The sequence below is a fragment of the Sphingobium sp. AS12 genome, from assembly GCF_019097845.1.
Taxonomy (GTDB): domain Bacteria; phylum Pseudomonadota; class Alphaproteobacteria; order Sphingomonadales; family Sphingomonadaceae; genus Sphingobium.
In genome coordinates, this window is the sequence record NZ_JAHRGM010000024.1 from 510,818 (window position 1) to 523,721 (window position 12,904).

General features: G+C 64.7%; 14 protein-coding genes. 6 read left to right on the forward strand and 8 right to left on the reverse strand.

Annotated features, from left to right (window positions below; translation table 11 throughout):
* Position 1: 1 nt before the first annotated feature.
* A complete protein-coding gene (coxB, locus tag KRZ98_RS11610; protein WP_217673654.1) occupies positions 2-1,009 on the reverse strand; it encodes a cytochrome c oxidase subunit II in 1,008 nt (335 codons plus the stop codon).
* Positions 1,010-1,292: 283 nt separating this feature from the next.
* Between coxB and pyrE the strand changes: the two genes are divergently transcribed.
* From pyrE to KRZ98_RS11635, 5 genes are all read left to right on the forward strand, one after another.
* Positions 1,293-1,874 (forward strand): orotate phosphoribosyltransferase, encoded by a 582-nt coding sequence (pyrE, locus tag KRZ98_RS11615; protein WP_217673655.1) that lies wholly within the window; start codon positions 1,293-1,295, stop codon positions 1,872-1,874.
* Positions 1,875-1,877: 3 nt separating this feature from the next.
* Positions 1,878-2,615 (forward strand): pyridoxine 5'-phosphate synthase, encoded by a 738-nt coding sequence (locus KRZ98_RS11620; RefSeq protein ID WP_217673656.1) that lies wholly within the window; start codon positions 1,878-1,880, stop codon positions 2,613-2,615.
* Positions 2,616-2,775: 160 nt separating this feature from the next.
* A complete protein-coding gene (gene acpS / locus KRZ98_RS11625; protein ID WP_217673657.1) occupies positions 2,776-3,177 on the forward strand; it encodes a holo-ACP synthase in 402 nt (133 codons plus the stop codon).
* 35 nt (positions 3,178-3,212) lie between these two features.
* Positions 3,213-4,100, forward strand: a complete 888-nt coding sequence (gene lepB, locus KRZ98_RS11630; RefSeq protein WP_217673715.1) for a signal peptidase I — start codon at positions 3,213-3,215, stop codon at positions 4,098-4,100.
* Between the two features lie 23 nt (positions 4,101-4,123).
* Positions 4,124-5,206 (forward strand): AI-2E family transporter, encoded by a 1,083-nt coding sequence (locus KRZ98_RS11635; RefSeq protein WP_217673658.1) that lies wholly within the window; start codon positions 4,124-4,126, stop codon positions 5,204-5,206.
* A gap of 36 nt (positions 5,207-5,242) precedes the next feature.
* Here the strand turns inward: KRZ98_RS11635 and KRZ98_RS11640 are convergent, their stop codons facing one another.
* From KRZ98_RS11640 to KRZ98_RS11670, 7 genes are all read right to left on the reverse strand, one after another.
* Complete coding sequence (locus tag KRZ98_RS11640) at positions 5,243-6,604, reverse strand: ATP-binding protein (protein WP_254798246.1); 1,362 nt, start codon at positions 6,602-6,604, stop codon at positions 5,243-5,245.
* The gene (locus tag KRZ98_RS11645; RefSeq protein ID WP_217673659.1) at positions 6,601-7,320 is read right to left on the reverse strand and encodes a response regulator; all 720 of its coding nucleotides are present in this window, start codon (positions 7,318-7,320) and stop codon (positions 6,601-6,603) included. The genes KRZ98_RS11640 and KRZ98_RS11645 overlap by 4 nt, the downstream gene beginning before the upstream one ends.
* A 134-nt stretch (positions 7,321-7,454) precedes the next feature.
* Positions 7,455-8,111, reverse strand: a complete 657-nt coding sequence (locus tag KRZ98_RS11650) for an EF-hand domain-containing protein (RefSeq protein ID WP_217673717.1) — start codon at positions 8,109-8,111, stop codon at positions 7,455-7,457.
* Positions 8,112-8,361: 250 nt separating this feature from the next.
* The gene (locus tag KRZ98_RS24400; protein WP_302849101.1) at positions 8,362-9,015 is read right to left on the reverse strand and encodes a methyl-accepting chemotaxis protein; all 654 of its coding nucleotides are present in this window, start codon (positions 9,013-9,015) and stop codon (positions 8,362-8,364) included.
* Between the two features lie 79 nt (positions 9,016-9,094).
* Positions 9,095-10,312: an argininosuccinate synthase gene (locus KRZ98_RS11660; protein ID WP_217673660.1), complete on the reverse strand. Its 1,218-nt coding sequence runs from the start codon at positions 10,310-10,312 to the stop codon at positions 9,095-9,097.
* 142 nt (positions 10,313-10,454) lie between these two features.
* A complete protein-coding gene (locus tag KRZ98_RS11665; protein ID WP_254798247.1) occupies positions 10,455-11,393 on the reverse strand; it encodes a hypothetical protein in 939 nt (312 codons plus the stop codon).
* 144 nt (positions 11,394-11,537) lie between these two features.
* Positions 11,538-11,729 (reverse strand): DUF4169 family protein, encoded by a 192-nt coding sequence (locus KRZ98_RS11670; protein ID WP_217673661.1) that lies wholly within the window; start codon positions 11,727-11,729, stop codon positions 11,538-11,540.
* Between the two features lie 96 nt (positions 11,730-11,825).
* Here KRZ98_RS11670 and KRZ98_RS11675 point away from each other — a divergent pair, with 96 nt between their 5' ends.
* Entirely contained in the window at positions 11,826-12,815 is a 990-nt protein-coding gene (locus KRZ98_RS11675) for a LacI family DNA-binding transcriptional regulator (RefSeq protein ID WP_217673662.1), read from the forward strand.
* Positions 12,816-12,904: the final 89 nt, after the last annotated feature.

Sequence of the window (12,904 nt, forward strand, 5' to 3'; positions counted from 1 at the left end):
ATCAAAGCTTGGCGTCAGCGGCGGGCGCGGCGGCGGCGGCGGCAACGGCGGGTGCCGCGCCAGCGGGCTTGCCGCCCTGCGAGAGTACCCACTGGTCGAACTGCGCAGGCGGCAGTGCCTCGATCGCGATCGGCATGAAGCCGTGGCGCGCGCCGCACAGTTCCGAACACTGGCCGTAATAGACGCCCGGCTTTTCGATGGTGAAGCTCTTTTCATTCAGGCGACCGGGAACGGCGTCCATCTTAACCCAGAGCGAAGGCACCGCGAAGCTGTGGATGACGTCGGCGGCGGTGATGATCAGCTTGATCGGGCGACCGGCGGGCAGGATCAGACGGTTGTCGGCGGCCAGCTGATGCGGTTCGCCGCTGGCCTTGGCCTGTTCCTCGGTCAGCATGTTCGACACGAATTCGGGGATGCCCGCGTCGGGATATTCATAGCCCCAATACCATTGGTAGCCGGTGACCTTGACGGTCAGCGCATCCTTGGGCGCGGGCTTATACTGGTCGGCCAGCAGGCCGATCGATGGCACCGCGACGACCAGCAGGATCAGCACCGGCAGCACCGTCCACACCACTTCGATGAAAGTGTTGTGCGACGTCTTGGACGGGATCGGGTTCGCGCTCGCCCGGAAGCGCCACATGGCATAGAGCATCAGGGCAAGGACGAGGATGGAAATCGCGAAGATCAGCGGCAGCAGCATCTTGTCATGCAGCCAGCGGGCGGTGTGGCCGGTGGAGGTGAACTGCTCCTGCAGCGTGACTTCGCCCGGCTTTGGCATACCAATGCCTTCGGTCGGCTTCATGCGCGGCGGCGCGGCGACCTTGGCCACAGGCGCGGCCTCGGCAGCCGGTGCGGCAGCGTTGGCGGCCGAATCAGCCGGAGCAGCGGCATTGTCCGCAGCTGGCGCGGCGGCGGCGACATTATCCTGCGCCAGCGCCTGACCGTTCATCGCGATCGATGGCGCGAAGGCCAGCAATCCGGCGAGAACGAGCGATTTCACCTTGTTCATAGCGTATTCTTACCCCGTAACCCCTTGGCGCCGCTGCAACGAAGACGCGCGTCTGCGCATCGCCCCCGCCCGGTCGGTTCTGCCGCGGCTTATAGGCATGGTTTTTTCATGCCTCAAGCTTCCATGACCAGATTTTCTTCGCTGTTGCAACGTCCCCTTTGGCCCCCTATTTCGCAGCGGCGCGCACAGGGGCGCGATCATGGCGCGTCGCGTGCGTCATGTTTACAGGGATATGATGGGGGGCAGAGCGCCCGCATGGCCCGCGACAGGATAGATGAACGGCATGAGCGACGAAGAGGTTTTGGCGGAATTCCGGGCAGCAGGGGCATTGCTGGAAGGACATTTCATATTGTCGTCGGGTCGCCGCAGCGCCAATTATCTGCAATGCGCCCGCGTGCTGATGAATGCCGAGCGCGCCGGGACACTCGCCCGCGCGATGGTGCAGAAACTGCCGCGCGAATTGCGGCAGGAGATCGACCTGGTGGTTTCGCCAGCCATGGGCGGGCTGATCGTCGGGCATGAAGTCGGCCGCGCGCTGGGCAAGGATGCTGTGTTTCTGGAACGGCCCGAAGGGGCGTTCGAGCTGCGCCGGGGCTTTGCCATATCGCCCGGACAGAAAGTGCTCATGGTCGAGGATGTCGTGACCACGGGCCTGTCGTCGCGCCAGGCGATCGAGGCGGTGACGGCAGAAGGCGGCATCGTCATCGCCGAAGCCGCCCTGGTGGATCGGTCGGCGGGCGAGGTGGAGCTGGGCGTCCCCTTCTATCCGCTCGTGTCGATCAATTTCCCGGTCTATGAAGCCGATGCGGTGCCGCCTGAGCTGGCGGCGATCCCGGCGATCAAGCCGGGCAGCCGGAAGATATAGCCGATGCCCCACTCCCCCGCACCGCTGCGCCTGGGCGTCAATATCGACCATGTGGCGACCATCCGCAATGCGCGCGGCGGGGATCATCCCGATCCGGTGAAGGCGGCGTTGCTGGCGGTAAAAGCGGGGGCGGACGGGATCACCGCGCATCTGCGCGAGGACCGGCGGCATATTCGCGACGAGGATGTCGCGACCCTGATGGCGGCGCTGAACGTGCCGCTCAATCTGGAGATGGCGGCGACGGCGGAGATGCTGGACATTGCGCTGCGCTACAAGCCGCACGCCGCCTGCATCGTGCCGGAAAAGCGCGAGGAGCGCACGACCGAGGGTGGGCTGGACGCGGCGGGACAGTTTGAATCGCTTCAGCCCATCGTGAAGGCGCTGGGTGACGCGGGCATCCGGGTGAGCCTCTTCATCGAGGCGGACGCGCGCCAGATCGACGCGGCGATCCGGCTGGGCGCGCCGGTGGTGGAATTTCACACCGGCGCCTATGCCCACATGCACGGCGAAGCGCGCGCGGCGGAACTGCGCAAGCTGGCCGATGCCGCCGCGCTGGCAGCCAAGAACGGGATCGAGCCTCATGCCGGGCACGGTCTGACCTTCGACAATGTCGCGCCGATCGCCGCCATCCCGCAGGTCGCCGAACTCAATATCGGCCATTTCCTGATCGGCGAGGCGATCTTCGGCGGGCTGGAGGGCAGTATCAGAGAGATGCGGCGGCAAATGGATCTGGCGCGGTGAGTCAAGATATCGATCGCGACGATTCTTCACCCCTCCCCTTCAGGGGAGGGGACGGGGGTGGGGGCCATCGTCTTGGCACCGCGTCTGCGGCACGCTCCCACCCCAACCCTTCAAACGAGGCACGTGACTCGTTTGAACCTGAAGGGGAGGGGCTTTCAAGGTGATCATCGGACTCGGCTCCGACCTGTGCAATATCGAGCGTATCCAGAATTCGCTCGATCGCTTTGGCGCGCGGTTTGAGAGCCGTGTGTTCACAGATGTCGAGCAGGCCAAGGCCAATCGCCGCCCCTTCACCAAGGCGGGGACGCTGGCCAAGCGGTTCGCCGCCAAGGAGGCTTTTTCCAAGGCGGTCGGGACCGGGTTCAAACGCGGCGTGTTCATGAAGGATATCGGCGTCGTCAATGCGCCGTCGGGCGCGCCGACGCTGGCGCTCACCGGCGGGGCGCTGGCGCGGCTGGAAACGATGGTGCCTGCAGGCCACAAGCCGGTCATTCATCTGACGCTCACCGACGATCATCCATGGGCGCAGGCCTTCGTCATCATAGAGGCGGTGCCGCTGTGAGCGCCCTGCCCCCCGACCCCAGCGAGCAGACCCAAATGACCGCAGCCGACCTGAGCGACGAGACGCCTGCACCGGAAACCCCCGCACCAGAAACCAAAGCGCCTGCGCCGTGGGTCAACTGGTGGCAGGAAGTCAAAAGCCTGTCGCTGCTGATCCTGGCGGTGCTGGCCTTCCACAGTTTCGTCGCCAAGCCTTTCTATATCCCCTCCGAATCGATGATGCCGGTGCTGCTGACCGGTGACCGGCTGGTGGTCAGCAAATTCCCCTATGGCTGGTCCTATGTCTCGCCCAGCTTCCATCCCCTGCCCTTTCTGAAAGGGCGGCTGTTCGGGCGGCTGCCCGAACGCGGCGATATCGTCATCGTGTCGCCGCAGAACCGGCGCGAGGATTATATCAAGCGGGTGATCGGCCTGCCCGGCGACATTATCGAAGTGCGCGGCGGTCAGGTGGTGCTGAATGGCGTGGCGGTAAAGCAGAAGGCATTGAAGCCGCTGCGTCTGGCCGTTGATGCCAACGCGCCCTGTTCGCCGATGCAATTCCCCGGCGCACGGGTCAGCGGCGTGGACGGCAAGGACTATTGCGAATTGCCGGTGCGGCAGGAAATCCTGCCCAATGGCAAGACGTACCTGACGATCGACATGGGGCCGAGCGCGCTCGACTGGTATGGGCCGGTCAGGGTGCCTGCCAATCATGTGTTCCTGATGGGCGACAATCGCGACAATAGCGCCGACAGCCGCGCGCCGCTGGAGGAAAATGGGCTGGGCGGACCAGTGCCATGGGAGGCGATTGGCGGGCGGGCCGAATTCATCACCTTCAGCCTGGATGGCGACACGACATGGAATCCGCTGAGCTGGGTTCGGTCGCTGCGCAGCGGGCGGGCCGGGAACAGCCTGCGGTCAGCGAGCGTTACCGACCCGAAATAGTCATGACATAAGGGGTATCGGGTTTGAGCGACACGCAGCATCATGTCGAGGAACCCGGTCCCAGCGAAGTGCGCAGCCCGCTGGTGGCCCAGGAGTTGCAGCGCGCAGGCGTGTGGTTTGCGCTGGCCATCGTCATCGGGCTGATCGCGTTACTGGCGCAGCCGATCCTGCTGGTGCTGGGCGCGCTGGTGCTGGCGACGATGATGGATGGCGGGGCGCGGCTGTTAAAGCGCGTGCTGCCGATCGCGCGGGGCTGGCGACTGACGATCGTGCTGCTGAGCGCCGTCGCCTTCATGGTGTGGACCTTCTACCTTACCGGATCGAGCCTGATGGAACAGGCGCAAGCGATGCGGACGATCGTGGAAACGCAGGTTGCGCGGGTGGGCGGCTGGATGCAGCAGATGGGCGTGTCCACCACGCCGGAGGATCTGAAAAGCCTCGCCAGTCAGGCAATGAGTTCGATGGGACGGGTGACCGCAGCGGTCGGCACGGCTGTCGGCGCGGTCACCAGCGGGGTGATGATGCTGGTGCTGGCGATCTTCATCGCGGTCGATCCCAAACTCTATGAACGCGGCGTCGCCTGGATGCTGCCGATGGAAAAGCGCAGCCATTTCTACGCCATCGCCGACAAGATGGGATGGACGCTGCGGCGGCTGATGGCCGGGCGGCTGATCGGCATGGCCGTCGAAGGGGTCGGCACCTGGCTGCTGCTCTGGGCTGGGGGCGTGCCGATGGCGGGGTTGCTCGGAATATTGACCGGCCTGTTCGCCTTTCTGCCCAATATCGGGTCGATCATTTCGGGCGTGCTGATCATCCTGGTCGGCTTTTCGGGCGGCACCGACACCGGCCTCTATGCCTTTGGCGTCTATCTGGCGGTGCAGATTGTCGATGGCTATCTGATCGTGCCGATGGTGGCGAAGAAGGCCACGGATCTGGCCCCCGCGCTGGTGCTGGCGGCGCAAATCCTGTTCGGCGCACTGTTCGGCATCATGGGACTGTTCCTGGCCGACCCGATCGTCGCGATGATCAAAGTCTATCTGGAGGAGCGGTCCAAGCGGCTGGAGGAAAAGCGCGCGGCGCGGGTGGCGGAGCGGCTGGGGGTTTAAGATTCTGCCGCAGTCGGCATGAATTACCCCGTCCACTCAGCCCGGCAGCACCAAACTCGCTTCCAGTCCGCCGCCCGGTCGATTGGCCAGCCGCAATGCGCCCTGATGTTCGGCCATGATCGCGCGCACCAGCGCCAGCCCCAGCCCGGCCCCGCCGGTCTCCCGGTTGCGCGAGCCTTCCAGCCGGGTGAAGGGTTCGAGCATTTCGTCCATCCGCTCCTCGGCAATGCCCGGCCCTTCATCGGCAACCACGATGCGGATCATATGGCCTTCGCGGTTGACCGACACATGGGCGCGATCGCCATAGACGATAGCGTTTTCGATGAGGTTGCGCAGCGCGCGGCGGATTTGCTGGGGACGGACGAAGGCGACCGCGCGGTCGCAGTCGGTCATGTCGACCGGTGATCCCAGTTCGATGAAATCCTCCACCACCGCGTCGGCCAGAGAAGCGAGATCAACCTTCTGCGCCGCTTCGGTGCTGCGTCCGGCGCGGGCGAGCGATAGGATATCCTCCAGCATCCGGTTCATTTCATCGATGGTTTCGGACATGCGCGCCCGTTCACCATCATCCTCGACCGATTCGGCCCGGACCCGGAGGGACGCGAGCGGTGTGCGCAGGTCATGGCCGATCGCGCCCAGCATCCGGTCTTTCTCATCCAGCATGGCGATGATGCGCGACCGCATGGCGTTGAAGGCCATGGTGAGGTCGCGCACGTCGCCGGGGCCGCGCTCATCAACCGCGTCGGCAGAGCCGGTGCGGGCAAATTGCTGGGCGGAGCCGGTGAGCTGCTTGAGCGGTCGCGCGAGGCGACTTCCGACCCAGAGCAGGGGCAGCAGGACGATGACGTAGAGGATGAGCGTCTGACCGATCAGCCAGCCGCCAAAGCGCTGCGGCCGGTCGCCGGTGCGGGCCTGCACCACCACCCATTTGCCCGTTTCATATTCCGCCGCCAGCGTCAGCCTACCGACACGATGGTCGTGCGGGCGCTCGCCATTGGCGCGGATGCGGATGCGCTCCCAGCGGCGCATGGGCATGATGCTGTCATCCTGCACCACGCGGACGCTCAATATGTTGAGGCCAATATCGTCGAACATCGCCATCGCGCGCCTTTCGATATCGGGGCGCGCCTGTCCTTTCAGCGTCGGGGTGCCCTGCACGAAGCGGGCGCGCATCCGTGGCGGGACCGGGCGGTCGGGCCGGTTGTCGAGCGCATCGATGACGCGATAGACGGCGGGAGCGGTCTGACCCGTCAGTTCCACCTGGCTCCGTTCGCGATAGAGCAGCGCGAAATTGATCGCCTGCGCCACGAACAGCGCCAGCGCGACGAGCAGGATGATCTGCCCGACCAGACTTTGCGGCCATAGGCGCAGCCGCCCTATTCCCAGCCGTCCTGTCATAATTTGCGGACTTCCGCCGACAATGTGTAGCCGCCGCCCCAGACGGTCTTGATCAAGGTCGGGTTTTTGGGGTCCGGCTCGATCTTCTTGCGCAGGCGGCTGATCTGGTTGTCGATCGCCCGGTCGAACGCATTGGCTTCGCGTCCCTGGGTGATGTCGAGCAACTGGTCGCGGCTCAGCACGCTGTTGGGGCGGGTGGCGAAGGCCAGCATCAGATTATATTCGGCGGTCGATAGCGGCAGCGACACGCCCTCGCTATCCACCAGCGTGCGCTCCTGCGTCTTGAGCAGCCATCCGGCAAAGCTGTAATTGGCGCCATCGGGCGCGGTAACGCGCTGGCCGCCGGTGGCGACGCGGCGGAAGATCACCTTGATCCGGGCGACCAGTTCGCGGGGCGAAAAGGGTTTGAGGACATAATCGTCAGCGCCCATCTCCAGCCCGACGATGCGGTCGGTCTCCTCGGTGCGGGCAGTGAGCAAGATGACAGGGATTTCGCTGGTTTCACGGATATGGCGGCAGAGCGACAGGCCGTCCTCGCCGGGCATCATGATGTCCAGGATCACCAGGTCGATGGCATTGGCGTTCAGGCGTATCCGCGCTTCCGCCGCACTGTCGACGGCAGTGACGCGAAAGCCGTTGCGGGACAGATATTGCGCCAGCGGCTCGCGGATCGAACGCTCGTCATCGACGAGCAGGAGATGGGGTTTTTCGCTCATGCTGCCTGTCTGTCATGGCTGAACCAAGGTTGGAAGGGCGAAGGCGCAAGGGGGCACGCCTTCGCCCTTCCAGTTCTCGCGGTCCGGTTCAGGGACATCAGTGGGAATGCCGGGCCTGACCGCGAAGGGGGTATTTAGCCTGCGGGCGGCGGGGGTGCCTTGCGGTCCTTCCACGCGCCGCGCATCGCTTCGCGGCCTGCCTTCATTTCATCGGCGGTCACCTTGCCATCCTTGTTGGTGTCGGCCTTGTCGAACATCGCGATCGGCCCGGCCATGAACTCGGCCTTGGTGACGGTGCCGTCCTTGTTGGCGTCACCGCGCGCACCCATCATACCACCTTGGCCGGGACCGCGATGATGGCCACGACCGGCCCATTTGCGCCCTTCAGGGCCACCGGGCTTGCCGGCTTCGGCACGGCGCTCGGCGCGCTTGTCGGCGCGGGCTTCATGCGCGGCGGTAAATTCCGCCTTGCTGACCTGGCCATTCTTGTCTGTGTCCAGCGCGGCAAAGCGCATGTCGAGCCGCTGGGCGCGCTTCGCGTCGCGATCGGCCTGGGTCAGCTTGCCGTCCTTGTCGACGTCCATCCTGGCAAAGCGCGCTTCCAGCCCTGCGGTCAGTTCCGCCTTGCTGATCGCGCCATCCTTGTTGGTGTCCGCCATGGCCATCATGCCGCCGCGACCACCCCGGCCCGGCCCTTCACCGCCCGGCTGGGCAAAAGCGAGATGCGAGGCAGCAAGGCCGCCGACGAACAGCGAACCCAGCGCGACGGTGCCAAAAAATTTACCGAGCATGTCCTGTACCTTCCAAATGACTGTCATGAACGGCATGTCGCCGTCCTTGACATCGCTTATGGGCAAGACTTGTCCCGCAACTATGTCAGCGCAACAGACAAACTGTCGCAATTTGTAACGGCGCATTGGCGTTGCCGCACCAGCCCACACCCCACCCGGCCTCCCACAGAGTGTATCCTGAATGGGAGGTCGGGTGGGGGTGTGGGCCGGTGCGGAATGAATGTGCGAAGGCACATTCCCCCATAGAAACTCAGCCGGAAATCACGGCGCACGCGTCCCGCGTGGCGTTTTGCGTGTCGAGCGCGAGCTTCTTCACCTCCGCTGCGACGACGGAAAAGCCGCGCCCGGCTTCCCCTGCGCGCGCCGCCTCGATCGATGCATTGAGCGCCAGCAGGTTGGTCTGGCGGGCAATGCCGTCAATCGCATCGACTATTCCGCTGACTTCGCCCAGCACCCTTTCGATGCTGGCACGGCGGTCACGCTCCTGCCGACTGAGGCGCTGTTCGGCATCCTCGCGCGCCGCAATGGCTTCCTGTTCGGCACTGATGTCGGTGGCGAATTTGATGATGCCGATCTGTACGCCATCATCGTCGAAGATCGGATTATAGCTGCCCCTGATCCAGATCAGGCGGCCATGCCGGTCCTGCCGTCGATAGACGCCGGTGTCGAACTGCCCCGCGCGCAACCGGTCCCAGAAAGCCGCATAGTCCGCCGTGCCAGCCAAGCCCGGTTCGCAGAACAGGCTGTGCGGGCGCAATTCGATGTCCGCGAAAGCATAGCCGAACAGCGCTAGGAAATTATCGTTGGCGCCAATGACGCGGCAGTTCATGTCGAAGCTGACGATCGCCGTCGAGCGTTCGATCGCGCGACAGATTGACGATGTCTCCAACTCTATGCCGTACATGCCGATGCCTCCGAAATGGAGGCATCGGCGATAATCGGTTAACGCTTACCTAACCATGCGGCAGGCCGAGCGCGGCTGGTCAGCGATCCCGCCGACCCAGCAGCCGCAGGCGCAGCGCGTTGAGCTTGATGAAGCCCGCCGCGTCGCGCTGGTCGTATGCGCCCGCATCATCCTCGAACGTCACGACCTTTTCGCTGTAGAGCGAATAAGGCGACTTGCGACCCACGACATAGACGCCGCCCTTGTAGAGCTTCAGCCGGACGGTGCCGGTGACCTTTTCCTGGCTATGGTCGATCGCCGCCTGCAACATCTCGCGCTCTGGCGAGAACCAGAAGCCGTTATAGATGAGTTCGGCATAGCGCGGGGCCAGTTCGTCCTTCAGATGCGCAGCACCGCGATCCAGCGTCACCTGCTCGATACCGCGATGGGCGAGGTGATAGATGGTGCCGCCCGGCGTTTCATACATGCCGCGCGATTTCATGCCGACGAAGCGGTTTTCCACCAGGTCGAGACGGCCGATACCATGCTTGCGGCCATATTCGTTGAGCGTTTCCAGCAGGGTCGCAGGCGACATGCCCACGCCATTGATCGCCACGCCATCGCCACGCTCGAAATCGATCGTAATATATTCGGGCGCGTCGGGCGCGTCCTCCGGGTTGACCGTGCGCGAATAGACATAGTCGGGGACTTCATCCCACGGATCTTCCAGCACTTTGCCTTCGGACGAGGTGTGCAGCATGTTCGCGTCGGTCGAAAAGGGGCTTTCGCCACGCTTGTCCTTGGCGATCGGAATCTGATTCTGTTCGGCAAATTCGATCAGCCGTGTGCGGCTGGTCAGATCCCATTCGCGCCACGGCGCTATCACCTTGATGTCGGGCGACAGGGCATAATAGCCCAGCTCGAAACGGACCTGATCATTACCCTTGCCGGTCGCGCCGTGGCTGACCGCGTCAGCGCCCACCATCTTGGCGATCTCGATCTGGCGCTTGGCGATCAGCGGCCGGGCGATCGACGTGCCGAGCAGATAGAGGCCTTCATAGAGCGCATTGCTGCGCATCATCGGGAACACATAGTCGCGCACGAATTCCTCGCGCAGGTCGTCGATGAAGATATGTTCTTCCTTGACACCCATCAGCCGCGCCTTGGCCCGTGCGGGTTCCAGTTCCTCGCCCTGCCCCAGATCGGCGGTGAAGGTGACGACTTCGCACTGGTAAGTCTGCTGCAGCCATTTCAGGATCACGCTGGTGTCGAGGCCACCGGAAAAGGCAAGGACGATGCGGTTGATCTTGTCTGACATGGCTAGCGACTCTTCTGTGCAGTGATGGCGCGGATGATGCGCGCGGCGCGTATCAGCCAGTGTGCAAAAGTGCAACCGGACAGGCGAAAAGGGACCGGAAGCGCTGTGCTTCCGGTCCCTCTCATCCTGTCGTCAGGATTGATTAGTGGGTGCGCGGTTTCAGAACCCCGGTCCGCACGCCATCATTGCCAAAGCGATAGACGGTCTGGCTGCGGTCGATCGCCGGGGTGGGCGCGGAGACCGGCTGAGCCTGCTGGGGCGCTGGCGGCGCGGCGACCGCCTGACGCTCGGTCAGCAGGAACTTGGCCCGGCGCACCCTCTTGGCGTGAGTGAGGAAAGGGTTTTCCGGGCTGGGCGGCGCGGCGACCATGGCGGCGATCGTGCGCTGTTCGTCCGTCACCGGTGCGGCGGGCGTATAGATGGCGCGCGGCGCGACGGGTGCCGGAGCGGGGTTGACCGGCATTGGTTCGGCGACCGGCGCGACCAATTGCTCCTCCTCGACCGTTTCGATCGGGCGACGACGACGCATCAGCGCGGCACCACCCAGGCCTGCGAGCAGCAACGCTGCGCCGCCCATGGCGAAGAGCAGCGCATTGTCGGTGCGCGCGGCCTGCTGTTTCACTACCGGCGCGGCTGGCGTTGCGGCAACCGGTTCCGGCACGATCACAGGGGCGACCGGTGCGGGGGTTGCAGCAGGTGGCGTCACTGCGGGAGCCGATTGTGCGACGGCGACCGGCACAACTGGCGCAGCGGCCCGTTCCACGGGGCGCGATGCGGCGCGGCGCGGCGCTGGCGCAAGCTTGGCGGCGGCCTCGGCTTCGGCGGATGCAATCGCTGCGGCGCGACGTTCCTCGACCGAGGGCGTGGCTTGCACCACCGGCGCGCTGGTCGCGAAAGTGGGCGTCGCGGGGGTCGCAGTGATTGGCGCTGTCACAGCCTCCGGCGGTGCGGCGGGTGCCGCTACCGTTGGGGCGACCGGCGGCGGCGCGAGTTCCTGCGCCAGCAAAGGGGTTGCACTGAGGGCCAGAACAGCGGCGATCGCGGCCCTGGCGGGGCGAATTGAGCGAGTGTGTTCAGTCATAGCGAAAGATGAACCCACGACATCTTCGATTGACCGCAAACCGACTCTCGCTTTCAGGACGGATGGTGGCGGATCAGCGGCAGAATGATTGGCCTGAACAACGGTTCATCTTCACATGAACGGTAGATTTACAAAATAATACTTTTAGTCGTCTAACCCGCGTCCTTCACGATAGGCGCCGTCCAGCAAAGCGTCCTGCCGTGCCTGATCCTTTTCGTCCGCAATCCGCTCCGCCTTCGTCCGGCCGAATTTCGCACGATTGCCGTCCGCCGCGCGCGCCTTGTCGTCCCGCGATTTCGCCTTGCGCGCCTGGCGCAGATTGATGACATTGCTCATGTCCCGGCTGTTCCTTCCCCATTGCGCCGCATATCGCATCATAGGGGCGGCGATCATGGCTTGCCAAGCGCGGCCTCTCGCTTCCATGACACTCTAATGACCAGCATCCATGACGTCGCCGCCCTTGCCCAGGTATCGATCAAGACAGTGTCGCGCGTCGTCAACAGCGCCCCCAATGTCAGCCCCGACCTGCGCACGCGGGTGCAGGCGGCGATCGATCAGCTGGGCTATCGCCCCAACCAGTCGGCGCGGCGGCTGGCCGGGGGGCGGTCCTTCATGATCGCCTATCTCTATAGCAATCCCGCGCCCGGCTATATCAGCGGCATCCAGACGGGCGCGGCGGCGCGCTGCCGGGAACTGGGCTATCATCTGGTGGTGGAACCAATCTCGCCCGGCGGCGATGAGCGGTTCGACGTGCTGGACCGGCTGGTCGCGGCGCTGCGGCCCGACGGCGTGCTGCTGGTGCCACCCTTGTCGGATGACGAAGGACTGCTGGCGCGCCTCGCGGAACTGCGCCTGCCCTGCGCGCGGATCGCCGGGTCAGTGGTGGCGGCCAGTTTCAACATCCACACCCCCGAACGGGCCGCCGGACGGATGGTCGCCGACCATCTGATCGCGCATGGCCACCGCCGGATCGGCGTCATCGCCCCACCGCGCTCGCACCGCTCGGCACTGCGCCGGGTCGAGGGATTTCGCGACGGCCTGACCGCCGCAGGCCTGCCTATCGACGATGCGCTGTTCGTGCCGGGCGGGTTCGATTTCACATCGGGCATCGCGGCGGGCGAAGCGCTGCTGGCGCTGCTCCAGCCGCCAACCGCCATCTTTGCGACCAATGACGACATGGCGCTGGGCGTCCTGACCCTGGCCCACCGCATCGGCCTGCGCGTGCCGGAGGATCTGTCGGTAGTCGGCTTCGACGACACCCCCGCCAGCCTGACCAGCTGGCCACCGCTCACCACAGTGCGCCAGCCGCTGGAGGAAATGGGCCGATCGGTCATTGACGCGCTCGCCAACGGCCCGCTCGACGCGCCGGAATTCCTGTTCACGCTGGTGGAACGGGGCAGCTGCGGGCCAGGGCCGGGCTGAACCGGCATATAAACAGTCGTCAATAACCAGCATTGCAAAGCGACAATCTCAAGCCGGTTATGCTATATTCTGTAAATCGTTGATGCTAT

Bases quoted from the DNA above. Each gene is read 5' to 3' on its own strand.
- KRZ98_RS24400 (WP_302849101.1), bottom strand. From the start codon at position 9,015: ATGTACGGCATAGAGTTGGAGACATCGTCAATCTGTCGCGCGATCGAA.
- KRZ98_RS11660 (WP_217673660.1), bottom strand. From the start codon at position 10,312: ATGTCAGACAAGATCAACCGCATCGTCCTTGCCTTTTCCGGTGGCCTC.
- KRZ98_RS11675 (WP_217673662.1), top strand. From the start codon at position 11,826: ATGACCAGCATCCATGACGTCGCCGCCCTTGCCCAGGTATCGATCAAG.
- lepB (WP_217673715.1), top strand. From the start codon at position 3,213: ATGACCGCAGCCGACCTGAGCGACGAGACGCCTGCACCGGAAACCCCC.
- coxB (WP_217673654.1), bottom strand. From the start codon at position 1,009: ATGAACAAGGTGAAATCGCTCGTTCTCGCCGGATTGCTGGCCTTCGCG.
- KRZ98_RS11665 (WP_254798247.1), bottom strand. From the start codon at position 11,393: ATGACTGAACACACTCGCTCAATTCGCCCCGCCAGGGCCGCGATCGCC.
- KRZ98_RS11670 (WP_217673661.1), bottom strand. From the start codon at position 11,729: ATGAGCAATGTCATCAATCTGCGCCAGGCGCGCAAGGCGAAATCGCGG.
- KRZ98_RS11645 (WP_217673659.1), bottom strand. From the start codon at position 7,320: ATGAGCGAAAAACCCCATCTCCTGCTCGTCGATGACGAGCGTTCGATC.
- KRZ98_RS11640 (WP_254798246.1), bottom strand. From the start codon at position 6,604: ATGACAGGACGGCTGGGAATAGGGCGGCTGCGCCTATGGCCGCAAAGT.
- KRZ98_RS11620 (WP_217673656.1), top strand. From the start codon at position 1,878: ATGCCCCACTCCCCCGCACCGCTGCGCCTGGGCGTCAATATCGACCAT.
- KRZ98_RS11650 (WP_217673717.1), bottom strand. From the start codon at position 8,111: ATGCTCGGTAAATTTTTTGGCACCGTCGCGCTGGGTTCGCTGTTCGTC.
- pyrE (WP_217673655.1), top strand. From the start codon at position 1,293: ATGAGCGACGAAGAGGTTTTGGCGGAATTCCGGGCAGCAGGGGCATTG.